Consider the following 23,803-nt stretch of genomic DNA (forward strand, 5'->3'; position numbering starts at 1 on the left):
TAAGGCGCAGGCCCTGCGATAAACAGCCGGGCCTTACAAGAATAAGAGTTTATTCCCACAACAACTTCCAACATGCGGGGGTTGAAGTTTTCGATACGTCGTAATCAGTCATCCAGCCCGGGAAAGCGTCGGGCGATATCGTCACCCGTCAACTCCGGCACCGGGTTTTGCGCCTGATCGAAGAGTCGCAGCGTTATACAGTACGGGCTCTCCCCCATATCAAACCAGTGCGGCATACCGGCCGGCACCACCATCAGGTCGTTTTTCTCACAACGCACGGCATACACATAGTCGCCAACATGCAGGTTGAACAAGCCCTGGCCGGCGATGAAAAAATGCACTTCGTCTTCGCTGTAGCGGCGTTCATCCAGGAACCGGGCACGCCATTCGGCTTTTTGCGGGTGGTCGCTGGTGACACTGAGCACCGCCACCGCACCGTAGCCGAGGGCATCGATCTGCGGCTGATAGGCGGCAATCATGTCAGCGTCGCTGGCGCCCCTCTCGATCAGGGCAGGCTGCCAGCGCTCGAACCGCACACCGTGCTCGGCCAGGGTAGCGGCGATGTCGTCGACATGGGTCAGGACCTTGTTCGGGGTATCCGGTGAAGCGACGGGGTAGACGGCGACATAACTCATTGAAGGGTTCCTTGGTTCTGCTCTTGCAATCGAAAACCGATGATAGCGGCGGCGGCCAGGGCGGCGACGCTGGCAATACTAAAGGTGAAGGTCGGCCCCAGCAGGTTCCAGCTGTAGCCGGAATACAGCGCACCCAGCGCACCACCGGTGCCGGCCAGGGCGGCGTACAGCGCCTGGCCCTGGCCTTGTTGCTTATCGCCAAAGCTGCGCTGCACAAAGGCAATCGCTGCGGCGTGAAAACTGCCGAACGTGGCAGCGTGCATGACCTGCGCCAGCAACAGCACCCACAGGAGTTCGGCAAACGAGCCCAGCAGCAGCCAGCGCAGGGCCGCCAGCAGGAAACTGGCCAGCAGCACCCGGCGTACCGAAAAACGTGTGAGGATGCGGCTCATGCCCAGGAACATCAGCACTTCCGCCACCACCCCCAGGGCCCACAGCATGCCGATCATGCCACGGCTGTAGCCAAGGTGTTCCAGGTGCAGGGTCAGGAAGGTGTAATAGGGGCCATGGCTCATTTGCATCAGCGCCACGCAGGCGTAAAACGCCAGTACGCCGGGGCTGCGCAGCTGTTTGAGGAAACCATCACCGGCCAAGCGATTGCCTTGGCTGGCGGGCTGCGCATTCGGTACCCACAGGCTGGCACCGATGATGCCGGCCATGATCACCACGACCACCACCGGGTAGATGTCCAGGCTCAGCCAGTCGAACAGGCGGCCCATGATCACCACGGTGAGGATAAAACCGATGGAGCCCCACAGGCGCACCTGGCTATAGCGCGCGGTCTGTTTTTGCAGGTGGGCCAGGGTGATCACTTCAAACTGCGGCAGCACCGCGTGCCAGAAGAACGCATGCAGGGCCATCACCAGGGCCAGCCAGGCGTAGGTGTGGCTGACAAAGATCAGGGAAAAACTCAGCAGGGTGCACACCGCGCCGAAGCGCACGATAGCCAGGCGTCGGCCGCTGTAGTCGCCCAGCCAGCCCCACAGGTTGGGCGCCACGCAGCGCATCAGCATGGGGATGGCCACCAGCTCGCCGATGCGCGCGCTGGAGAACCCCAGGTGGTCGAAGTACAGCGCCAGGAACGGCGCCGTCGCCCCGAGCAGGGCGAAGTAGAACAGGTAGAAGCTGGAGAGGCGCCAGTACGGGAGGGCTGTCACCGCCGCGCCGTCACAGCTGGCCCAGCACCGGGGTACTCACGCGCACATCGGCGTTTTGCCCGCGATTGCGCAGCAGGTGGTCCATCAACACGATGGCCATCATCGCTTCGGCAATCGGCGTGGCCCGGATGCCCACGCACGGGTCGTGACGGCCCTTGGTGATCACGTCGACCGGGTTGCCGTGCACATCGATGGAACGGCCGGGGGTGGTGATGCTCGAGGTAGCCTTGAGTGCCAGGTGCGCAACAATCGGCTGGCCGGAGGAAATACCACCGAGGATGCCGCCCGCGTTGTTGCTGAGGAAGCCTTCCGGCGTCAGTTCATCGCGGTGCTCGGTGCCACGCTGGGACACGCAGGCAAAACCGGCGCCGATTTCCACGCCTTTCACCGCATTGATGCTCATCAGCGCATGGGCCAGTTCGGCGTCGAGGCGATCGAAAATCGGCTCGCCCAGGCCCGGCTTGACGCCTTCGGCGACCACGGTGATCTTGGCGCCGACCGAATCCTGGTCGCGGCGCAGCTGGTCCATATAGGCTTCCAGTTCCGGCACTTTGTCCGGGTCAGGGCAGAAAAAGGCGTTGTCTTCCACGCTGTCCCAGGTCTTGAACGGGATTTCAATCGGGCCCAACTGGCTCATGTAGCCACGGATGACGATGCCCTGGGTCGCCAGGTATTTCTTGGCGATGGCGCCGGCTGCCACCCGCATCGCGGTTTCGCGCGCCGAGCTGCGGCCGCCGCCACGGTAGTCGCGTTCGCCGTATTTATGGTGGTAGGTGTAGTCGGCGTGGGCCGGGCGGAACAGATCCTTGATCGCCGAGTAGTCCTTGGACTTCTGGTCGGTGTTGCGAATCAGCAGGCCGATGGCGCACCCAGTGGTGCGGCCTTCGAACACCCCGGAGAGGATCTCGACTTCGTCGGGTTCCTGGCGCTGGGTGGTGTGGCGGCTGGTGCCGGGCTTGCGGCGGTCGAGGTCACGCTGCAGGTCTTCCAGGGACAGCTCGAGGCCGGGCGGGCAGCCGTCGACAATGGCGACCAACGCCGGGCCATGGCTTTCGCCCGCGGTGGTGACAGTGAACAGCTTGCCGAAGGTATTGCCGGACATGCAGGGCGCTCCGTGAAATCAGTTGAATCAAGTCAACCGTAATAACTTAAGGCGGCCAGTATACGCAGGCTAACCGACTAGTTCATCCTCGAAACCTTCCCGGTAGACCTTGGTCCAACCGGCACCTTCCTCATGATGGCGCGATGATGCTGCGAGTTCTTCTGTTTACCCTGACCCTGTTTACCGCCGTGGCCCACGCCGCCTCCCCTGTCGTACTGCAACGCCCGATCAGCCTGGACACCGGCAGCGGCGAACTGTTTGGCTCGCTGCTGCTGCCGCAGTCCGACAAACCGGTGCCGGTGGTGTTGATCATCGCCGGCTCCGGCCCCACCGACCGCAACGGCAACAGCGCCGACGGCGCACGCAATGACAGCCTCAAGCGCCTGGCCTGGGTGCTGGCCCGGCACAACATCGCCAGCGTGCGCTACGACAAGCGCGGTGTGGCCGCCAGCCTCGCCGCCACGCCCGACGAACGCAACCTGACCCTCGACGCCTACGTGGCCGACGCGGTGGCCTGGGGCAAATTACTCAAGGCCGACACACGCATGGGCCCGCTGATTGTGCTGGGCCACAGCGAAGGTGCGCTGGTGGCTGCACTGGCCGCACCGCAACTCGACCCGGCCGGGGTGATTTCCCTGTCCGGCAGCGCCCGTCCGGTCGACCAGGTCATCCGCCAGCAACTGGCCGATCACCTGCCCCCTGCCCTGCTGCTGCGCAGCAATGAAATCCTTGATCACCTCAAGGCCGGTCAGGTGGACGCCGATGTGCCTGGCCCGTTGCAGGGTATTTTCCGACCCAGCGTGCAGCCGTATCTGATCAGCCTGTTTCGCGCCGATCCTTCAGCGGCGTTTGCAAAACTGCGCATGCCGGCGTTGATCATCCAGGGCAGCAACGATATTCAGGTCGGTGTGGGCGACGCCGAGCAACTCAAAAGGGCCAAGCCCGATGCCGAACTGGCGGTGATCGAAGGCATGAACCACGTGATGCGCATCGTGCCCAACGACGTAAAGCAACAATTGGCCTCCTACAATGACCCGCAATTACCCCTCGCCGCCGAGCTGGGCAACCGTTTGGTGCGCTTTATCGACGGACTTCAACCCCGTTAAGCGACAATTTGCCTCCAGTCCTGCAGAAATCGGCCGATAAGCCCAGGGTCGACGGCAAAAAGACGCTCGACTTGCAGGGCTTGGACAGGATCGCACCGCATGACAACCACTGAAGCAACACCGGAACCGACCGCCGACACCCCGGCTGAAAAAACCGAGGCCATCGACACGGCGGCTCCCCTGCCGTGGGCGGATGTTCAGGCCGAGCATTTCAAGATGCTGCGCCTGGCCCCGCTGGCCACCGACCGCGCCACCGGCCTGCGGCCGCTGCGGTTCGTACAGTTCGGCTATGCCGAGCGCCATGACAAACACCACAGCCTGTTGCGCATGGTCATCCAATTGCCGGGGCAGCGGGTGCGCCGTGAGCAGAACCATCTGGATATCTGGGTGGATCACGATAAACACCGCGTGCACTTCGGCCCGGGCAACAGCCTGGAAATCGAACCGGCCAACCGCGGCATCGGTCGTTTCCTGGTGGCCCAGGGCGCCGCGTGGGCGAAGAAGAAATGGTCGCACTACCGCGTCGACGGCGTGGACCTGGCCAACAAGGACGCACTCAACGAAGCCACACGCCTGCGCCGCGATCACTTCCTGCGCGTCCAGGGTTTCGATGTGGCCTACGCCGATGTGCAGCACCTCAAAGGCAACGTGCAGCCGGGCAAGGTCAGCGACGTACTGGACAGTTGGAACACCGAGAAGGTGCAGTTCGTGGAGATCCTTGAAGCCGCGCAGATGCTGCAACAGGCCGAGCACAACCTGTTGGAGCAGGAAGTGAAGCTGCGCAAGGAAGAAGAAAAGGTCACCAAGTTCAAGCGTGAGGACAGCGGGTTGCGGTTTACCATCACCTGCCTGGTGGCGTTCACCGTGTTTCAGGCGGGGCTGTTGATCTGGATCGCCACGCACCGCTAGCCGGCTGGAAAGCCATCGAAATGCGGGAGGGCCTTGCCCCCTCCCACATTTTCTACCCTAAGCTTGGTTAAACCCGAGCGGCGAAGATTGCCTGGTGTTCCCGGCACTGTTCGGCCGTGAGCATGAACACCCCATGCCCACCCCGCTGGAAGTCCAGCCAGGCGAAGTCCACTTCCGGGTACAGCGCGTCAACATGCACCTGGCTGTTGCCCACCTCGACAATCAGCAAACCCTTCTCGGTCAGGTGGTCCGCCGCCTCGGCCAGCATGCGCCGCACCAGGTTCAGGCCATCGTCGCCGCAGGCCAGGCCCAGCTCCGGCTCGTGCTGGTATTCGTCCGGCATGTCGGCAAAGTCTTCGGCATCCACATACGGTGGGTTGGACACGATCAGGTCAAAGCGCTGGCCCGGCAGGCCGTCGAAGCCATCGCCCTGCACGGTGTACACGCGCTCGTCGACACCATGGCGCTCGATATTCTGGTTGGCCACTTCCAGGGCTTCGAAGGACAGGTCGCCGAGTACCACTTCGGCGTCCTGGAACTCGTAGGCGCAGGCAATGCCGATGCAACCGGAGCCGGTGCACAGGTCGAGAATGCGCGCCGGCGGTTGGGCCAGCCAAGGCTCGAAGCGGTTTTCGATCAGTTCGCCGATGGGTGAGCGCGGGATCAGCACGCGCTCGTCAACGATAAACGACATGCCGCAGAACCACGCCTCTTTCAACAGGTAGGCCGTGGGCACCCGCTCATGGATACGGCGATGCAACAAACGCTGTACGTGAGAGATTTCCTCTTCTTCCAGGTTGCAATCGAGGTAGCTGTCGGCAATTTCCCATGGCAGGTGCAAGGCGCCGAGCACCAACTGCCGGGCTTCGTCCCAGGCATTGTCGGTGCCATGGCCAAAAAACAGGTCTTCCCCATGGAAACGGCTGACGGCCCAACGGATGTGGTCGCGCAAGGTGCGCAGGCGGGATGTGATCACGGGGGGGCAGACTCCTGGAAAAAACGACTGGCGATTCTAACAGCCTTCACCTGTACCGACGATGTACGAAAACCTGTTGCCGTACGTCGGATTTCATCCAAATCGCCATCATTCGGTTAAACAAGCTGCCCACTTGACATGGCTGCACGCCAGCAACGGCGTACCTTACGATAGTAGCGATTCACAGAACCGCTCAGCCAGTGGACAATGACGCAAAAGCCCCCCTCACAGGAGCCCCAGAATGTCCGTTCCAAAGACGATGTTTCAACTCAGCGGTCGTGGTTACGCAGCTGCCAACCTTGGCCATGCGACCCTCGTGATCATCGACGCCCAAAAGGAATACCTCAGTGGCCCGCTCGCCCTCTCCGGCATGGACGCGGCGGTCGGCAATATCAAGCAACTGGTCGCCGCCGCGCGCAACGCCGGGCGCCCGATCGTGCACGTGCGCCATTTGGGTACCGTGGGCGGCCTGTTTGACCCCCAGGGCGAGCGTGGTGAGTTCATCTCCGGCCTCGAACCTCAAGGTGACGAAACCATCATCGGCAAGCTGCTGCCCAGCGCCTTCCACGGCACCGGCCTGGAAAAACACCTGCAGGACCTCGGTTCCCTGGACCTGATCGTCTGCGGCTTCATGAGCCACTCCAGCGTCAGCACCACCGTGCGTGCCGCGAAGAACCTGGGGTTTCGCTGCACCCTGGTGGAAGACGCCTGTGCCACCCGCGACCTGCCTTACAAAGGTGGCATCCTGAGCGCCGAGCATGTGCAGCAGACCGAGATGGCCATCATGGCTGACAACTTTGCCACTCTCGCACTGACTAAAGACCTGATCTGATCGCCCTTCGGGTGAGCGGCGCGGCCTATTGCAGGTCCCGCTCATCCGCAAAGCCCTCTCATTTGGCGCATTTACCTCGGGTACAGGAACAACCTGTGTATCTTCCGGTCGAAGGGCCGATACCCTGGAGGAAAGGTCGGAATGAAGATATCCGATGGTTTTGACGCTCGTCGCTTGCGCCCCAAGGGCCCGAGCAACTGGCGTCTGCGCCTGGTGGCCGGCATTGCCGCGCTGCTGGCGGTAGTAGGTTTGCTGTTGACCGGCGCTGGTGGCGCCGGTTTGTTTGGCCACTCGCCGGCCCTTGGCGAACTGAATGCCAGCCCTGGCGGCTCGGCGATTCTGTTGGGGATCGGGCTGCTCGTGCTGTGGCTGGGCGTGTGGCTGTGGCGCCGCAGCCGTCGGAAGATGCGCCAGCCGTTGTCACTGAACATCGCCTCGCACCTGATGAAAAAGCACGACTGATGGCGCTTGGATAGCGTTTCCTGCGCCCCGGCCGCCGCGATTTAGGTAAACTGCCCGCCCTTCGCGGAGGCTGACATGCAAGACGACGATTTTTCCCTGTTCAAAAACGAGCTGCGCGGCGTCAAGCCGATCAAGCACGACCGCGCCGACACCGGCAAACCCAAGGCCGACCGCGCACAGATCGCCAAGCTGCGCCAGGCTGCTACGGTGCGCACCGATGCCACCACCGTGGATGGCCTGTCAGACCAGTTCGTGATCGACGTCGGCCCCGAAGACGAGCTGATGTGGGCCCGCGACGGCGTACAGGAAAGCCAGATGCGCAAGCTCAAGGCCGGTCAGATCCCGTTCGAAGGCAGCCTCGACCTGCACGGCATGAAGGTGGAAAAAGCCCGGGAAACCCTGTGGGCCTTCCTCGCCGAAGCCACCAGGTTCGAAATCCGCTGCGTGCGCGTCACCCATGGCAAGGCGGTGCGCTTGGACGGCAAGCGGCCGATGATCAAGAGCCACGTCAACACCTGGCTGCGCCAGCATGCCCAGGTGCTCGGCTTTACCTCGTGCCAGGCCCGTCATGGGGGCGCGGGTGCGGTGTATGTGATGCTCAAGCGCACGATGATGGAAGGGCGCGACGAATAAGTAATAAAAAGCCCAGCAATTGAGCTGGGCTATTGTGGTATTGCCAGTAACGTCAGTTGTCGAAAAGCTCTTTCGCTTTTTTCTCTTTCGCCAGCGAGATCACTGCCTTTTGCATGGTGATCGCAGTATCGGCTGCGCTTCTGTAAACAGCACGTTTTTCTTCTACCGAACCACTTCGAAAAAAATCTGACATGGTGGTGGATGAATATTTTTCTACAACTTCCGTAATTTCGCCTTTCATAAGGCTACTCCGGTCAAAATTTGCTCAAGTTGATCAGGATGGTAGGGCTGTATAACGAGTTCGTCAATTTCCTCAGCCGATAGGTCGATGCCGATGTACGACGCCCCGCCATCAGTGTCCTTGATGAGCACATCGACTTGAAGACGCCCCAGAAACTCACGTTTCAATCCGCACACCGTCGTTTTTGATGCATAAAACTGGCAAATGAACTCTTTGCAAGGAATGTTTCGCCCCTCAACAGTCTCCCGTGCCAACACAAATTCCCACGCCAGCTCAGGCTTCTGGTAGACGTAGATAACCTGTGCAGACCGGTTTTCCTTATCAAGGGCGCGCTGGATATTTTTCCGAGCCACGGCAAAGTTGGCCAGCGTTCCGTCCAACAGGAAAGACTGACGCTGCTGATAAACCAGATCGACGGTCCTCTCCACCATAGCAGTTACGCCACGTTGAAAAAGACTGGAGTTTGCGCCTGTGTAGTCAGGAAAGTATTCCCTGAAGTCATCGGGGTCGATTCGCAATGCACTGGATCCCCCCTCCTCCATCAAGCGAATAAATGATTTGGACACTTCTGTCTTGCCGGCACCAGGCGAGCCCGCCATAAACACTGAAACCGGATAATTTTCACCTGGGTACTTAGTCAGGCAGGCAAGTTCACGGGCAATGCGGGTCCGATTTGCTTTGGCAAAGATCAGGGCGCGCTCAGAAATACTTCGCTCCAGCGGGGTCATCACGTCCTCCTCAACGGAGGCCGACTCTAACATCGGTATCGTCCGGGAATACAACTGTCGGCGCACCTACGCTACTATGTGCGCCACATCACCCGCCGCTGTCGCGCGCCGGGCAGCGCTTCACATTGGTACAGGCATACACCGTACCGTTCTGAAACCCATACGGAAACAGTCCTGTGACATTGGAACAAAACTACACCGCGATCCTCGGCCAACTCGGCGAGGACGTCTCCCGCGAGGGCCTGCTCGACACGCCCAAGCGTGCCGCCAAGGCGATGCAGTACCTTTGCCGCGGCTATGAACAGACACTCGAAGAAGTCACCAACGGTGCCTTGTTCAGCTCCGACAACAGCGAAATGGTGCTGGTCAAGGACATCGAGTTGTACTCGCTGTGCGAACACCACCTGCTGCCGTTTATCGGCAAGGCGCATGTGGCGTATATCCCGAGCGGCAAGGTGCTGGGCCTGTCGAAGGTCGCGCGGATTGTCGACATGTATGCGCGCCGCCTGCAGATCCAGGAAAACCTCAGCCGCCAGATCGCCGATGCGGTGATGCAAGTGACCGGTGCCCTGGGCGTGGCCGTGGTGATCGAAGCCAAGCACATGTGCATGATGATGCGCGGTGTGGAGAAACAGAATTCGTCGATGATCACCTCGGTGATGCTGGGTGAGTTCCGCGAAAACGCGGCCACCCGCAGTGAATTCCTCAGCCTGATCAAGTAACAGGCTGGGTAGGGAAAAACCGGCGTTCATCGCCGGTTTTTTTTCGCCTGCAAAATTGAGGTAAGCTGCGGCCCCTTCTTCATGGGCAAGAGGTTTCAGCCATGTTCGTCAAAGCACTTCGAGTGGGCCTCGGCCACGTCATCATCGCCGGCGACTTCCTTACCCGCCCGCGCAAAAAGCAGCGCCCTGCCGAACAACAGGCGCAGGTGAACGCAGCGGCCAAGGACCTGACCCTGTATCAATTCCACGCCTGCCCGTTCTGCGTGAAGACCCGCCGCACCCTGCACCGCCTGAATGTGCCGGTGGCGCTGAAGGATGCGAAGAACAACGAGCAGGACCGCCAGACCCTGCTGGAGCAAGGCGGCAAGATCAAGGTGCCGTGCCTGCGTATCGAAGAGAATGGCCAGACCACCTGGATGTATGACTCCAAGGTGATCATCGATTACCTGGACAAGCGTTTCGCCGCGATCTGACCGACCTGGGCATATCCACTGTGGGAGGGGCAAGTCCCTCCCAGAGTTAGTCCAGTAGTGCCAAATCGAGATCGAGCAGTGCCGAGCCGAGGCACTTGCCATGGGCATCCAGTGCCAGCGAGCGGGTTACGCCGCCGCGCAATATCCCCGGCAGTACGAAGTTCAGCGCCTGCACATTCGGCAGTTCATAGCGCCGCACCGGGGCCGCGTCCGGCTCCAGCAGGCCGGCAAAAAAGTCGGCCACGCGCTCGGCGGTAAGCTGTTCACACAACAGCGGAAAATCCTCGGCTCGGTAAGCAATGATCGAAATGTTCGAGGTGTCGCCCTTGTCGCCGGTACGGGAATGGGCCAGCGTGTGCAGTTTCATGCTTCGATCCTCGGGTTGACCGCATCACGGGGCAGCAGCAATGACGCCACCGCCACCACCTGCCGTACGCTCTTGCTGGCACCGCCGCCGCCGGACGGGCCGTTGGTGTAGAGGGTTTCCACTTCATTGCCGACCCGCACCGCTTCGCTGCGTTCTTCACAGCGGGCCGCCACGCGCAGGCGCACTTCCCAGGGCTCTACGCTGCTGCGCGGACCGTGCAGCGAGTCCATGCCGATCAGTTCGGCGCGTAGGTCCTGCATCTTCACACCCATCAGCTCCAAACGCTTGAGTACGACATCCCGCGCCAGCTGCGCCCGTGCGACCGCGCCGGGACCGCCGTAGGACATTTGCCCTTCGCCAATCCAGCCATCCAGGTAACCGACGCTCACCTTCAACTGCTCGGGCCGTGCGCGGCCAGCAGCACCGTGGGCACGTACCCGATCAACGCCCTCCTCGTCAAACCCCACCTGGGAAAAATCGGCAGTCACGTCCGGGGTGAGATACGCCGCGGGATCATGCACTTCGTAGATCAACTGCTCGGTGCAGGTGGCACGACTGACCCGCCCACCGGAGCCTGCCACCTTGGTGATCAGGGCCTCACCCTCGGCATCGATTTCAGCCAACGGAAAGCCCAGGCGTGCGAGGTCATCCACATCCTTGAAACCAGGATCGGCAAAATAGCCGCCGCTGACCTGCCCGGCACACTCCAGCAGATGCCCGACCAACGTGCCGCGCCCCAGGCGCGGCCAATCATCCGCTGCCCAGCCGAACGCAAACATCTGCGGCGCCAGGAACAGCGACGGGTCGGCCACCCGCCCGGTGATCACCACATCGGCGTCGGCGCGCAGGGCATCAAGAATGCCGTCGACGCCCAGGTAGGCATTCGCGGAAATCAGTCGCGCGCCCAGTGAACCCACGCTCTGGCCGTTATCCAGTACCTGCTCGGGGCGCAAGACGTCGAGCACGTCATCACCGACCACCGCCACCACCTTGAGGGCCAGGCCCAGCTCATGGGCAATCCGCCGCACTTCAAGCGCCGCCGACACCGGGTTGGCCGCGCCCATATTGGTGATCACCCGCAGGCGACGGCGCCCTTCATGCTGGCCGACAAAGGGCAACACCCGGCGCATGCGCTCACTGAGCAGCGGGTCATACCCCCCCTGTGGATCGCTGATTCGTGCCTGTTGTGCCAAGGCGATGGTGCGCTCGGCCAGGCACTCGAACACCAGGTAATCCAGGTCGCCCAGCTCGGCCAGTTCCACGGCAGGTTCGATGCGGTCGCCGGAGTAGCCGGCGCCGGAACCTATGCGCAAGGTTTTCATTTCAAATCACTCCCAGGAGCAACGCCGTCAGGGTCATCAACACCGACGCGGCAAACAGAAAAGGGATGGTGAAGCGCTGGTGATCGGCCAATTCGATCTTGCACAGGCCCACCAACAGGAAGGTCGCCGGGGTCAGCGGGCTGACCGGGAAACCGGTGGTGTGCACGCCCAGTAACGACGCCTGGGCCACTTGCAACGGGTCGACGCCCAGGGCCTTGCCGACTTCGGCGATCACCGGCATTACGCCGAAATAATAGGAATCGGGGTCGAACAGCATGCTCAGCGGCATGGACAAGAAGCCCACCACCGCAGGAATCAACTTGCCGTGGCCCGCCGGAATCTGCGCCACCGCCACTTCAGCGATGGCCTTGAGCATGCCGGTGCCTTGCATGATGCCGGTGAACACCCCGGCGGCGAGCAGGATACTGGCCATGGTCAGGGCGGTTTTCGCATGGGCATCGATGCGTGCGCGTTGGGCGTCCACGTTCGGGTAGTTGATGCACAGCGCTGCCACGGTGCCGAGCATGAACATCACCACCGGGTCGACCCAGCCGGCGATCATCACCACCATGACCAGCACGGTCAGGATCAGGTTGACCCAGAACAGGCGTGGGCGGCGCAGCTTGATGTCGTCGTCGCTGAGCACCCGTTGCGGCACGGCGTCCACGCTGGAGCCGGCGCCCAGGCCCAGGCGTTTTTCTTCTCGCCGGCCGAGCCACCAGGCGCAGGCGAAGACGAAGATCAGGCCAACGATCTGCACCGGGATCAGCGGCTGGAACAGGTCCGCCACCGGCACGTGCAAGGCCGCCGAAGAGCGCAGCACCGGGCCGGTCCACGGCAGGAAGTTGACCCCGGCGGCCATCGCGCAGACACAGGCGAGGATGCGTTTGTCGATGCCCAGCCGCGTATACAACGGCAGCATCGCCGGCACCGTCACCAGAAAGGTCACGGCACCGGAACCGTCCAGGTGCACCAACAGGGCGAGGGTCGCAGTCCCAACGACAATCCGTGTAGGACGTGTCCCTACAGTACGCAGGATGCGATCAATGATGGGATCGAGCATGCCGGCATCGGTCATGATCCCGAAAAACAGGATCGCGAACACGAACATGCCCACCACGGGGGCGACGTTCTTGATGCCGGTAATGATGAAGGCACTGGTTTGCAGGCCGAACCCACCGAGCAGCGCGGCAATGATCGGCAAGGCGATCAGGGCCACCAGTGGCGAAAGGCGTTTGCTCATGACGGCAGCGAGCAGGCACAGGATGGTAATGACACCCAGGGTTGCGAGCATGGGTTACTCCAGAGCGGCCTTGGTGGCCGGTTATTGTTTTCCCTGGAGTATTGGAAGCGCGTTACTCTTTGTAAATTGGAATGTTCAGCCAGTCATATTCGTAAAAACAAAACGCTCGAGAACAACAACAATGAAAAATTCGATCCAGCACATTCAGGCGTTCCTTGCGGTGGCACGCACCGGCAGCTTTATCAAGGCCGCCCATGAGCTGCATCTTTCGCCTTCGGCACTCACCGTGCAGGTGCAACAACTGGAAGACTGGCTCGGCGTCGCCCTGCTCGACCGCAGCCCCCGGCATGTGAGCATCACCGCTGCCGGCCAGGACGCGCGCGGGCCGATGGAAAAACTGCTGCTGGACCTGGACAACATCGTCACCGGCTCCCGCGACCTCGCGGCCTTGCGCCGTGGCGTCGTCACCCTCGCGGCCCTGCCGTCGGTCTGCGCCGGTGCCCTGCCGCCGGCCTTGCGCCTGTTTCGCGAGCGTTTTGCCGGGATCGAAGTACGCCTGCAGGACCTGGTGGCCCATCGCATTCATGCCCAGGTGCGCGCAGGCGAAGTGGATTTCGGTATTGGCGTACGGGCGCGGCTAAGCCATGGCCTGGAGTTCACCCCGGTGCTGAATGATCGATTGTGTGCGTTCGTACCGCTGGATCACCCCCTCGCCCACCATCGCCAATTGACCCTGGAGCAACTGGCGGACCAGCCGATCATCCTCACCGGCCGCGACAGCAGCGTACGCGAGCAAGTGGATGGGCTGTTCGATGAGACGCGGTTGACGATGAACGCCGGGATGGAGGCCAACTACATGTCGACGGTGCTGGCACTGGTGCGTCAGGGGCTGGGGATCAGCGTACTGCCGGAGTCGGCGGCGGACAGTCTGGAGGGGTTGAAGCGCATCCACATCGATCATCCCGGGGTGAACCGCGAGATCGGCTTGATCAGTCGTAGCGGGATGGGATTGAGCCCGGCGGCGCAGCGCTGTTTCGACCTGCTGCACGATGAATTATCTGGCACGGCATCGAGCTGAATGTGGGAGGGGGCAAGTCGAATCGTCGCACCGCCCTCCCACCGTTTTTGACCGTGGTGATCAGTCGAGCATGGCCACATGCCTGGGATGGCTGGCCACGCGCTTCAACCAGGCCTGCACCGCCAGGTAAGGCGTCAGGTCAAACCCACCTTCATGGGCCACATGGGTGTAGGCATACAGCGCAATATCGGCAATCGAATACTGCTCGCCCACCAGGTATGGCGTGGTTTGCAGCTGACGCTCCATGACCTTCAGAGCCTTGTAACCGCGCTTGTGGGTGGTCTTGTATTCCTCCAGGCGATCTTCCGGCATGTTCAGGTAGAACTGGATAAACCGCGCCACCGCAATGTACGGCTCATGGCTGTACTGCTCGAAGAACTGCCATTGCAGCACTTGTGTGCGCAGGCGCGGTTCGGTGGGCAGGAATTCGCTGCCATCGGCAAGGAAGTTGAGGATCGCGTTGGACTCCCACAGGCAGGTACCGTCTTCCAGTTCCAGCACCGGGATCTTGCCGTTGGGGTTCTTGGCCAGGAATTCAGGGGTCTCGGTATCGCCGTTGAGGATGTCGATATCCACCCATTGATACGGGATGCCCAGCAGGTTGAGCATCAATTTGACCTTGTAGCAGTTGCCCGACTTGTAATCGCCATAAACCTTGTACATGGGGCTCCCCTTATGCCGCTTGCGCGTGCTGTGCTTGACGGACCACCGCGGCCAGGCGTTTGAGCCCTTCGTCCAGGCGGGCCGGGTCGATATGGCTGAAATTGAGTCGCAGTGAGCCTAAATGCTGGCCCGGCTCGGAAAAGAACGGTTCACCGGGCATGAACGCGACGTCTTGATCGAGCGCAGGTGCCAACAAGGTGCGGGTATCGAGCGGCTGTTTCAAGGTCAGCCAGAAGAATAATCCGCCCTGGGGCACTTGCCAGTCGGCCAGTTCGCTGAAGTGGCGTTGTAATGCAGCCTGGAATGCGTCGCGGCGCTCGCGGTAGAAACTGCGCAGTTCCACCAGGTGTTGCTGGTATTTCTGCGTGCCGATCCACTGCATGGCCTGCCACTGGCCGACGCGATTGGTGTGCAGGTCCGCCGACTGCTTGAGCTTGAGCAGGTGTGGGAACAGGTCCGGGCTGGCGATCAGGTACCCCACGCGCAGGCCGGGCAGCAAGGTCTTGGAGACCGTGCCGGTGTAGATCCAGCTGGCTTTTTTCAAGCGGCCGACGATGGGTTGCGCACTGCCGCCGTCGAAGGTCAGCTCACGGTAGGGTTCGTCTTCGATCAGGGTCACGCCGAACTCATCGAGCAAGGCGGCGACGGCCTCGCGCTTGGCTTCGCTGTAGCGCACGGCCGAAGGGTTCTGGAACGTCGGGATCAGGTAGACGAACGCCGGGCGATGGCGTTCGAGATTGGTGCGCAGGCTGGCCAGGTCGGGGCCATCGGCTTCCAGTTGCACGCTGAGGCAGTCAGCGCCGAACAGCTGGAAGATCTGCAGGGCGGCCAGGTAGGTCGGGCCTTCCAGCAGGATCCTGGTGCCTTTGTCGATATACAGCTTGGCCGCCAGGTCCAGGGTTTGCTGGGAACCGCTGACCACCAGCACCTGGCTGGCCTGGCATGGCACACCCAACGCACGCGCCTCGGCGGCGAGCAGTTCACGCAACTGCGGCTCGCCTTCGCTCATGCCGTATTGGCCGATGTTCAGCGGCATATCATCCCAGTCCAGCGCCGGCAGCATGGCCTCGGCCGGCAGGCCACCGGCGAACGACATCACTTCCGGGCGCTGGGCGGCCGCGAGGATTTCACGGATCAAGGAGCTTTTGAGGCGCGTAACACGTTCAGAGAAGGCCATAAGGTCACCGCTAGCGAAGCCTGTGGAAAATACGTCAAACTGATTGACCGAAATTACGACAGCTTGAATGGATACGTCAATATGCTTGACCTTAAAAACCAAAGCAGCCAGCAACAAGCCATGGAAGCGTTCTTCTTCGGTTACCAGGCGTTCACTGCCAAGGCCGATGAAATGCTTGAGCGCCGTGGGCTGAGCCGCGTGCACCAGCGCATCGTGTTTTTTATCGCGCGCTACCCGGCGCTGAGCGTCAAGGAACTGCTGGAGTTGCTCGGTGTGAGCAAGCAGGCGCTGAACATACCCTTGCGCCAATTGCAGGAAATGCACCTGGTGGACAGCGTCGCGTCCGAGACCGACAAGCGCAAACGCCTGCTGGAGTTGACCGAGGAAGGCCTGCGTTTCGAGCAATCGCTGCGCCGCGAACAGGTGAAGTTGTTGCAGCGCGCCTTCGCCGAAGCGGGCGAAGAAGCGGTAAACGGTTGGCTCGCAGTCAACCAGGCGCTTGCAGGCCAGCCTTGATCCTCGGTGGCGCCCTCGCTTTGCCTTTCATCCTTTTCATGCAGAAAACAGAAAACATTATTTGCTTTATTTGTATACAAAAGCATAATTCGCTTCGTGCGAGTTCCTGACCTATTGGTCAACAAAACCCGCCGGTACCTCACAGCGCCCCGCGCTGGACATAACAATAAAATGCTTGAGGAGTACTCGCTGTGGATAGCCGCAAATCCGAAGCCTCGCCGCTGGACCTTGCCCCCTCACAGAACGGCTGGCTCGAACGCCTGTTCAAACTGCGCCTGCATGGCACCACAGTGAAGACCGAGCTGATCGCCGGGCTCACCACCTTCATCACCATGGCCTACATCATCTTCGTCAACCCCAACATCATGGCCGATGCCGGTATCGATCACGGCGCAGCGTTCGTCGCCACCTGCATCGCCGCCGCCCTGGGTTGCCTGCTGATGGGCCTGTACGCCAACTGGCCGGTGGGCCTGGCGCCGGGCATGGGCCTGAATGCGTTTTTTACCTACACCGTGGTCGGCACCATGGGCTACCACTGGGAAACCGCGCTGGGTGCGGTGTTTATTTCCGGCGTGCTGTTCATGGGCCTGACACTATCGCGGGTGCGTGAATGGCTGCTCAACAGCATTCCGGTGAGCCTGCGCCACGCCATGGGTGCTGGTGTCGGGCTGTTCCTCGGGGTGATCGGCCTGAAAACCGCCGGCATCATCGTCGACAGCCCGGCCACGCTGATCAAACTCGGTTCGCTGCACGAGCCGGCGCCACTGCTGGCGGCGGTGTGTTTCCTGCTGATCGCAATCCTCAGCTACCACCGGGTGTTCGGCGCGATCCTCATCAGCATCATCGCCGTGACCCTGGCCGGCTGGTCCCTCGACCTGGTGCACTACAACGGCATTCTCTCCACGCCACCGAGCCTGGCGCCGACCTGGATGGCCATGGACATAAAAGGTGTATTCAATGTCAGCATGATCAGCGTGGTATTTGCCTTCCTGTTTGTGCACATGTTTGACACTGCGGGTACACTGATGGGCGTTGCGCAACGCGCCGGGCTGGTCAACGCCGACGGCAGGATTGATAACCTGTCCCGCGCCCTCAAGGCTGACAGCGCTTCCAGTGTGTTCGGTGCCATGGTGGGCGTGCCGCCGGTGACCAGCTACGTGGAAAGCGCCGCCGGTGTGGCCGCAGGCGGTCGTACCGGGTTGACGGCGGTCACGGTCGGCGTGTTGTTTGTGGCGGCCATGTTTTTCGCGCCGCTGGCGGGCATGATTCCGGCGTATGCCACCGCCGGCGCGCTGATCTATGTGGCGATGCTGATGATGGCGAGCATGGCCCATATCAATTGGGATGAGGCCACCGACAGCATCCCGGCGATTGTCACCGCGATCATGATGCCCCTGACCTTCTCGGTCGCCGACGGTATCGCCCTGGGCTTTATCACCTATGTGGCGCTCAAGGCCGGCACCGGCAAGTACCGCGAGATTTCCGTAAGCCTGTGGGTGCTGTGCGCGATCTTTATCGCCAAGTTCGTCTTTCTATAAAAGGAGCATGCAATGAGTCTGGAAACCTGGCTGCTGTTCAGCGGCGCTGCGCTGGTGGTGATCCTGATCCCGGGGCCGCTGTCGTTGCTGATGATCAGCAACAGCCTGAACTACGGCCTGCGCCGCTCGTACCCGGCATTTCTCGGTGGGGTGATTGCCTCGATCTGCCTGTTGAGCGCGTCGGCCCTGGGCCTGGGCGCCTTGCTGCTGGCTTCGGAACAACTCTTCAGCGCGTTGAAGATCGTCGGCGCGCTCTACCTGTTCTACCTCGCCTGGCAGAGCTGGCAGCAATCGCGCCAGCCGTCCCACGGCGCGACCGTCCCGGAGGCGGCGCCGGTGCCGCGTTTTCGCGCGCTGTTCGGCCGCGCCTTCGTGCTGGGGGCCAGCAACCCCAAGGACATCCTGTTTTTCGCCGCCTTCCTGCCGCAGTTCCTCAGCAGCCAACAACCGTTCCTGCCGCAATTGCTGATCATGATCGCCACCTGGACGCTCCTCGACCTGCTGTGCAAACTCGCCTACGGTCTCGGCGCCCATGGCGCTGCACGCTACCTGCGCAGCGGCAGCGGCCAACACTGGTTCAACCGCGTCAGTGCCGCGCTGTTCGGCTGCGCCGGCGTCGCCTCGCTGCTCAAGGCACGGGCGGGCTCAGTTTGACGAAGTAAACGCTGGGCGCCAGGTTCCCCAGCACCGGCCACTGGATGCCCGCGACGATCCGAACCAGGCGCTGTTCCTCCATCGCCCCGCTGACCGTGGCGGCGAGGACGGAATCCCGGTGCGAACGGATGGCTGCCTGGAGCCAGCGGTCAGTAAGCCGCTTGTTCAACGCCACCGAACCGCGCTCGAACCACTGATAGGTCACGTAGTACAGGTTGTTCGAATGGGGATGGGTGGCAACCAGTTCAGGCACGAGGATCTTGCCGCGCCGCACACGCCATTCGTGAAGGCTGAAGCCCTGCTGCTCCAGTACCGCCCTGACGGCCTCCCGCTGCAGGGTTTTGCGCGCTTCGGAGACCTGCGCACCACCGGCTTTGAGTGCCGGCGCCAGCGCCACCGGCGAACTGAAATCGACACGGGTGAAACCCGGCGCCTTGCCTTCGTAGCCAATGAACAGATTGGCGCCCCGCGTTTGCGTGGGCCGCAGCAGGTTCAGCAAATCATCGGTCTGGCCCAGCCTTACAGGATTGGGGGTCAACCAGTTGTCCAGGGTGGCCCGCAGGTTGAGCAAATGGCTGGCTGTGACCGAACGCGAGGAGTCGGCCAACTCAATCACCCTGGCAATCGCAGACGCCTGGCTTTGCCGCGTAATGCCCGGAAACGCCCTGCCCACCTCTGGCTCCAGTGGTCCGTCGAACAATGGCGTGTGCAATTGCCACTCCCCCGATGGCAGGCGCGAAACCGGAATCGGCTGCTCCTGCAGCGCGCTGCCGGTCCAGCGCTCGATATCCACCTGGGCCTTTGAAACCAGCGGCTCGTTCCTGGCAATAAAACCGAGCCTGCTTAACGGCACGTGATCCCCCTGGTGAAGCAACCGGTAATAACCCACGCCCGATTGCGTCGCGGTGTCATACCTGGAACCGATGTAGATAGCGTCGTAGGGAAAACCGGGCGGTTCCAGATGCACATGAAACACCCCGGAAGCCGGCGGACTCGTCGCCAGGGCCTCAGGCACCTGGGTACGCCAACTGAACCAGTAGTCCGTCGGCGCGGCGGACTGAAGAATACGGTTGTGGGTGGCCATCGGTGCCGTGGGCGGTCGCCAGCCTGGCGCTCGGGCAGGTGCCGGCCACGGGGTGAGCGTCGCCGAGCTCGGCCCGGCCACGGGTGCATCCGCCCCCAGCAGCCATTCCCGGGGCTCATGGACCGTCAGGATCAACTCATCGACGCCCGGCGCCTGCCGGTTCTTCAGGCGGAAATACGCTTCGTCGCCACGTCGGTAAACCGGGTAGTGGTGCGTGTCGTCCACCATGAAGTACTCGCCATGTTTGACGTAGATGCCCTTTTCGCCCGGTCCCTTCAACGCCACGGCCTCCTGCGGCGTACCCTGGGCTTTGAAGCGCTCCAGGGGCTTGAGCCGCGCGACCCTCGATGGCGACGGCGCCAATGGGGCGACCCGGCCCAACGTCGAGACGCTCGCGCGGTGGATACGATTCAAGCCGGCGCCCATGGAACGGACTGCCGGGTTCGCCACGGCGCCCGGCTTCAGCTTGGGGCCGGGGAAAAACGTCAATAACAGGTCTATCGTCAAAAACACCGTGCCAAACGCCACATCCACCGCATCCCGCGCCTCACCATAGCGGTGATAACGCCGCGAGGTGAGCAGCAACTCGTACAGCTGGTTACCCAGGCTGAAAAACGGCACCACCACCGACAGCAACGCCCGCCGACGCGTGTCACGTTGCGCCTCCAGGCGCTGTTCGCGGTAGCGCTGCAGCGCCTGGCCGGACTGACTGTGCGCCTGGGCCTGGCGGTGCAACTCAAGCACCCGCGCCCGGTACAACAGGGCCTGGGCATCGGCGTGGGACGTCGGGACCCAGGTCAGCCAGTTCAGCGGGTCGCTGGCGATTTGCTCAAGCAGTTGCTGTTCAATCTCCTCGACACGCGCCGCGGGCACCAGGTGCTTGATATTGAATGAACGAACGAAATCAGCCGCGCGCCAGAGCCCCTGCAGCATGATCGCGCCCGGCAGCAGTTTACTCGGCTGAAAAAAGCCGGCTTGCGCGTGCACCGCACCCGGGTGATGGGCAATGGCTTCAAACGCCCAGCCCGGCGCAACATGCCGGGCCAGGGCGCTGACGTAATCGGGCAACGCCCCGACACGATTGAGGTGCTCATGGGCCTCTTGCAGGCTGGCGTACTCATGAATGTGCCGCGCATCCGGCGCACTGGGCCAATAGACCACGCAGCGTTGCGACAATAGGTCGTGAATCAGCAGGATGCCGGCGATATAGCGATCGTGCTGCAGGGTATGGCCCACCAGATGCACCACGTGCAACTGCAATTGATCGCCGTGTGCAAGCAAATCCGCGGGCACACGGGCCGCCATTGCCGTGTTGAAAAAACGTTGGGCACTCGCGGTCAGCCCCTGCTGAATCGCCGAATGGAGATCCGCCTCGATACCCGCCTGCAAGGCTCGCCTGAGCAGCTCCGGGACACGTGCGTCGCTCAGCCGGTGCGCAGCGGCATCGGGGGGATAAAACGCACCATTGATCAAGGCCTCGTAGCGCCCGCCAATATCCAGCGAGGACACCATGCCGATCAGGTAACGCGGGCTCAGTTGCTGCCGCCAGGCCGGTTGCAGGTACTGGGCATAACGGAAGCGCCACCAGGTGGACATCATCTGCGGGTCGAGGTTGTGCAGTGCCAGTTGCAGCAGGCTCAAGCGCGAACGCTCAGCACTGGGCGCCAGGACTTCCTTGCGATCGCCGACCGTACAGCCGCTTTCCCAACCGCAGAAGCGACCATCGACCCGGTCGGGCATTTCAATAAGCGGAGTGTCGATGTCCAGTTGCGGCGGCAGGCCGTCCTCACGCAAGCGCGCAATCAAAAGGCTGCGGGCGAAGCTGAGCAGATCCGGCAAACGCTGCCCGAGGCGCTCTTCATAGGCCAGGACGCTGCCCAGGTAGCGGCTTTGCAGGTACTTGAAACGGTTGCGTTGCGCCACCGTCGCCTCGGCCAGCCAGCTCGGCAATCCGTGTTTGGCTGCCGCCGCCTTGCGCACCAGATCGACCTGGGCCCGTGCTTGAATCAGGGCATCGCTGACCGGCGCGTCGAGGTGCTTCTCCAACTCGACGGCCAACAACGAGCGAGTCAATTGGACATCCCGGATTTCACTGAAAATATTCGCGCGGCCATCAAACCCGCGCTGCAGGCGCAGGTACCCCTTCATCAGCCTTTTGAGCGCAAGCAAGACAGGATTACCCTCGATGACCTCATAGCGCACCGCCAGGGTTTGATCGGCCACCCGTTCACGTATGGCATTGCGCTGCGGCCGCTCGATGTAGCGCCACAGCACAGACCCATCACGGCTGTCGAGGCTGGCCTCGATGCCCTGGGACAAGGCTTCGAGGCTGGCAAACGTCGCCACGCCACCCTCGCGCCCCAACGCGCACAGCACCACCGGCCCCCGTCGCTGCGGATCGTTGAGCGCCGTGCTGCGGGTCACCGCAAATACGCTGTGCAGAGGCTCAAAGGCGTCGGCGCTGCCCACCAGCACGGACAGCACGCGGGTATCGCTGCCGGCGCGCTTGCTGGCCAGCGGCGTATCCAGCACATCCACCAGCAGGTCTCGATGGACTGCGCGGATCAATTGGAGCCGATGCAGCAAGAGGATGTCGGCGCGCAGCACAGCAGTCCACCCGTCGATGAGCGCGTTCAGGCGCCTGGCTTGACCGACGGGGCGCGCCTTCCAGAAAGCGGGGTCGAACAGTTGCAATTGCGCGCCGTGCAGCAGCGTGTGCAGGGTGTCCGCGTGCACCTTGCGCCGCTGCTCCAACACGACGAAATCGTCAAAGGCCTGGGTATCCGCCCCGACGTCCTGCGGGTCGAGCAATCCCATCAGGCCTTTTTCATACCGTTTAAGCTGTTGCAGCGCCGTGTTAACGGGCAGGTGCGCGGCGGTGCTGGCGAACAGGATTTCCTTGCGCCGCCGATGCTGATCCCAGTCCTGCAACGTCCGGCGAAGGCTGCCCAGGCGCGCCTTGCCCACCCAGTGTCGGCGCGCGCGTTCGATATAGGCGAGCAACCGCGCGGCATTCATCTCCAGCGGCTCGCGCCTGGCGGAAAACACCTGCGCAAGGTTGATCGACATCCCACAGGCCAACTCGTTTTCCCATTGCCCCTCCAGCACCGCCTGCGCGCTGTATGCCAGCGCATCGCCCCTCACTGCCACACCGCGTCCGGGCGCCGCCGCGTCTTCTGGCCGGCATACCTCATGCCGGCGCCGCAGCGGCAGGCACTGCCAGAGGTCGTCGAACGAGGCGCCATTGATCAATGCCACCAGGCCACACTGCAAGTGGGCGAACGACGGATATTCGTAGTAGTTGCGGCGGGCACCCGGCAGGTACATCACGTGCGGCCGGCCCGCCGGGTCGCCCTCGCGATAAATATGCAGGGCGCCGGGGATCGGCATCAGCCGCGGCCCCACGCCCGGCCACATCAACTCACTGGCCTGGACGCTGGCCCACAGCTCACCGGCGCGTCGGCGCGCTTCGGCCGTCGGAGCGTCCACCAGCGCCTGGACCATGCCCATCGCCTCCTCCGACAGCTCGTCCAACTGCCGCGCCACAAAGGCCTGGTCGGCGAACTGCTGCTTGTGCAAAGCCGCCCAGCGCTCCTGGCGCGTCAGCCAGGAACCCGGCACCAGCGCCTGCCAATAGGCGCTGTGCACCTGGGCAAGCCGAGCCGAAAGGTTGAGCGCAATCACCCGGCGCAACGCCTCCAGCGGCGTAAACGGCAGCTGGCGTGCCGGCTCGGCCTTGAGGCTCACAGCGGTGAACTGATTGAGGTTGATCGGCACCGCAGGCAGCACCATCAGCCGTAACGCGCGGTCGGTCAGACTGTCGACCTGCTGCGCGGCTGCCGGCGGCTTGGGTTCGGTGAAGAGCAGGCCGTCCGGGTCCAGGTCAAAGGCCTTGCGCAGCTCGGCGCGAATCACCCGCAGCACCTTGGGCGCATGCAGGATCAGGCGGGACTGGTGTTTGGCCGACTGGGCGCAGCGCAGGTCGGCAACGGTCAGCCAATTGATCAACAGGCTGGGATGGGGGCTGCGGTTGATGGACCGGGTCAGTTGGCGACGCATGGCCTGCAACGCATCGTCGTCGGCCATATCGGGATCGGTAGGTGAAGTCACGGCGGTATCTTCGTCGAGGAAAACCCTAGCCTATGCAGCGCAAACGCCCACAGGGCGCTAGATAATTGACGGGTG

Annotated in this window: 23 protein-coding genes; 11 read left to right on the forward strand and 12 right to left on the reverse strand. The window is 62.3% G+C overall.

Annotation, left to right across the window (positions count from 1 at the left end; translation table 11 throughout):
* Positions 1-104 precede the first annotated feature (104 nt).
* From BB029_RS19890 to aroC, 3 genes are read right to left on the reverse strand one after another with little or no spacing between them, the layout of a single operon-like run.
* Positions 105-635, reverse strand: coding sequence for an acireductone dioxygenase (locus BB029_RS19890; RefSeq protein WP_065940502.1), 531 nt, complete (start codon positions 633-635; stop codon positions 105-107).
* Entirely contained in the window at positions 632-1,792 is a 1,161-nt protein-coding gene (locus BB029_RS19895) for an MFS transporter (RefSeq protein ID WP_065940503.1), read from the reverse strand. Before BB029_RS19895 ends, BB029_RS19890 begins: the two co-directional genes overlap by 4 nt.
* Before the next feature lie 10 nt (positions 1,793-1,802).
* A complete protein-coding gene (gene aroC / locus BB029_RS19900; RefSeq protein ID WP_027603936.1) occupies positions 1,803-2,894 on the reverse strand; it encodes a chorismate synthase in 1,092 nt (363 codons plus the stop codon).
* Positions 2,895-3,037: 143 nt separating this feature from the next.
* On the opposite strand from aroC, the gene BB029_RS19905 reads away from it, so the two are divergent.
* Both BB029_RS19905 and BB029_RS19910 read left to right on the forward strand, forming a co-directional pair.
* Entirely contained in the window at positions 3,038-4,000 is a 963-nt protein-coding gene (locus BB029_RS19905; RefSeq protein ID WP_065940504.1) for an alpha/beta hydrolase, read from the forward strand.
* A 99-nt stretch (positions 4,001-4,099) separates the two neighbouring features.
* Complete coding sequence (locus BB029_RS19910; protein WP_065940505.1) at positions 4,100-4,909, forward strand: hypothetical protein; 810 nt, start codon at positions 4,100-4,102, stop codon at positions 4,907-4,909.
* A gap of 67 nt (positions 4,910-4,976) precedes the next feature.
* On the opposite strand, the gene prmB is transcribed toward BB029_RS19910, so the two are convergent.
* Positions 4,977-5,885 (reverse strand): 50S ribosomal protein L3 N(5)-glutamine methyltransferase, encoded by a 909-nt coding sequence (gene prmB, locus BB029_RS19915; protein WP_065926617.1) that lies wholly within the window; start codon positions 5,883-5,885, stop codon positions 4,977-4,979.
* A gap of 241 nt (positions 5,886-6,126) precedes the next feature.
* On the opposite strand from prmB, the gene BB029_RS19920 reads away from it, so the two are divergent.
* The 3 genes from BB029_RS19920 (at position 6,127) to BB029_RS19930 (ending at position 7,812) form a co-directional block, all read left to right on the forward strand.
* Entirely contained in the window at positions 6,127-6,717 is a 591-nt protein-coding gene (locus BB029_RS19920; RefSeq protein ID WP_065940506.1) for a cysteine hydrolase family protein, read from the forward strand.
* Between the two features lie 141 nt (positions 6,718-6,858).
* Positions 6,859-7,179: a hypothetical protein gene (locus BB029_RS19925; protein WP_027603931.1), complete on the forward strand. Its 321-nt coding sequence runs from the start codon at positions 6,859-6,861 to the stop codon at positions 7,177-7,179.
* Between the two features lie 75 nt (positions 7,180-7,254).
* Positions 7,255-7,812: a Smr/MutS family protein gene (locus BB029_RS19930; RefSeq protein ID WP_065940507.1), complete on the forward strand. Its 558-nt coding sequence runs from the start codon at positions 7,255-7,257 to the stop codon at positions 7,810-7,812.
* Between the two features lie 52 nt (positions 7,813-7,864).
* Here the strand turns inward: BB029_RS19930 and BB029_RS19935 are convergent, their stop codons facing one another.
* Both BB029_RS19935 and BB029_RS19940 read right to left on the reverse strand, forming a co-directional pair.
* Positions 7,865-8,053 (reverse strand): hypothetical protein, encoded by a 189-nt coding sequence (locus BB029_RS19935; RefSeq protein ID WP_065926615.1) that lies wholly within the window; start codon positions 8,051-8,053, stop codon positions 7,865-7,867.
* Positions 8,050-8,781 (reverse strand): zeta toxin family protein, encoded by a 732-nt coding sequence (locus BB029_RS19940; RefSeq protein ID WP_065940723.1) that lies wholly within the window; start codon positions 8,779-8,781, stop codon positions 8,050-8,052. The genes BB029_RS19935 and BB029_RS19940 overlap by 4 nt, the downstream gene beginning before the upstream one ends.
* A 176-nt stretch (positions 8,782-8,957) precedes the next feature.
* Here BB029_RS19940 and folE point away from each other — a divergent pair, with 176 nt between their 5' ends.
* Complete coding sequence (folE, locus tag BB029_RS19945; RefSeq protein WP_019826593.1) at positions 8,958-9,503, forward strand: GTP cyclohydrolase I FolE; 546 nt, start codon at positions 8,958-8,960, stop codon at positions 9,501-9,503.
* A 101-nt stretch (positions 9,504-9,604) separates the two neighbouring features.
* The gene (locus BB029_RS19950) at positions 9,605-9,976 is read left to right on the forward strand and encodes a glutathione S-transferase N-terminal domain-containing protein (RefSeq protein WP_027603930.1); all 372 of its coding nucleotides are present in this window, start codon (positions 9,605-9,607) and stop codon (positions 9,974-9,976) included.
* A gap of 46 nt (positions 9,977-10,022) precedes the next feature.
* Here BB029_RS19950 and BB029_RS19955 read toward each other — a convergent pair whose 3' ends face one another.
* The 3 genes from BB029_RS19955 to BB029_RS19965 are packed head-to-tail and all read right to left on the reverse strand — an operon-like array spanning position 10,023 to position 12,959.
* Positions 10,023-10,343, reverse strand: a complete 321-nt coding sequence (locus tag BB029_RS19955; protein WP_065940508.1) for a hypothetical protein — start codon at positions 10,341-10,343, stop codon at positions 10,023-10,025.
* Entirely contained in the window at positions 10,340-11,665 is a 1,326-nt protein-coding gene (locus BB029_RS19960) for an acyclic terpene utilization AtuA family protein (RefSeq protein ID WP_065940509.1), read from the reverse strand. Before BB029_RS19960 ends, BB029_RS19955 begins: the two co-directional genes overlap by 4 nt.
* Position 11,666: 1 nt before the next feature.
* A complete protein-coding gene (locus tag BB029_RS19965) occupies positions 11,667-12,959 on the reverse strand; it encodes a CitMHS family transporter (RefSeq protein ID WP_065940510.1) in 1,293 nt (430 codons plus the stop codon).
* Positions 12,960-13,089: 130 nt separating this feature from the next.
* Here BB029_RS19965 and BB029_RS19970 point away from each other — a divergent pair, with 130 nt between their 5' ends.
* On the forward strand, positions 13,090-13,986 hold the full coding sequence (locus BB029_RS19970) for a LysR family transcriptional regulator (protein WP_065940511.1): 897 nt from the start codon (positions 13,090-13,092) through the stop codon (positions 13,984-13,986).
* A gap of 60 nt (positions 13,987-14,046) precedes the next feature.
* Here the strand turns inward: BB029_RS19970 and BB029_RS19975 are convergent, their stop codons facing one another.
* Both BB029_RS19975 and BB029_RS19980 read right to left on the reverse strand, forming a co-directional pair.
* On the reverse strand, positions 14,047-14,649 hold the full coding sequence (locus tag BB029_RS19975; RefSeq protein WP_065940512.1) for a glutathione S-transferase family protein: 603 nt from the start codon (positions 14,647-14,649) through the stop codon (positions 14,047-14,049).
* A gap of 10 nt (positions 14,650-14,659) precedes the next feature.
* Positions 14,660-15,826 (reverse strand): PLP-dependent aminotransferase family protein, encoded by a 1,167-nt coding sequence (locus BB029_RS19980; RefSeq protein ID WP_065940513.1) that lies wholly within the window; start codon positions 15,824-15,826, stop codon positions 14,660-14,662.
* An 81-nt stretch (positions 15,827-15,907) separates the two neighbouring features.
* On the opposite strand from BB029_RS19980, the gene BB029_RS19985 reads away from it, so the two are divergent.
* The 3 genes from BB029_RS19985 (at position 15,908) to BB029_RS19995 (ending at position 18,534) form a co-directional block, all read left to right on the forward strand.
* The gene (locus BB029_RS19985) at positions 15,908-16,342 is read left to right on the forward strand and encodes a MarR family winged helix-turn-helix transcriptional regulator (RefSeq protein ID WP_065940514.1); all 435 of its coding nucleotides are present in this window, start codon (positions 15,908-15,910) and stop codon (positions 16,340-16,342) included.
* 191 nt (positions 16,343-16,533) lie between these two features.
* The gene (locus tag BB029_RS19990) at positions 16,534-17,880 is read left to right on the forward strand and encodes an NCS2 family permease (RefSeq protein WP_065940515.1); all 1,347 of its coding nucleotides are present in this window, start codon (positions 16,534-16,536) and stop codon (positions 17,878-17,880) included.
* Between the two features lie 12 nt (positions 17,881-17,892).
* Entirely contained in the window at positions 17,893-18,534 is a 642-nt protein-coding gene (locus BB029_RS19995; RefSeq protein ID WP_065940516.1) for a LysE family translocator, read from the forward strand.
* Here BB029_RS19995 and BB029_RS20000 read toward each other — a convergent pair.
* A complete protein-coding gene (locus BB029_RS20000) occupies positions 18,509-23,728 on the reverse strand; it encodes a dermonecrotic toxin domain-containing protein (protein WP_065940517.1) in 5,220 nt (1,739 codons plus the stop codon). The genes BB029_RS19995 and BB029_RS20000 overlap by 26 nt on opposite strands.
* Positions 23,729-23,803 lie beyond the last annotated feature (75 nt).

The organism is Pseudomonas sp. S3E12, assembly GCF_001702295.1.
GTDB classification, from domain to species: domain Bacteria; phylum Pseudomonadota; class Gammaproteobacteria; order Pseudomonadales; family Pseudomonadaceae; genus Aquipseudomonas; species Aquipseudomonas marginalis.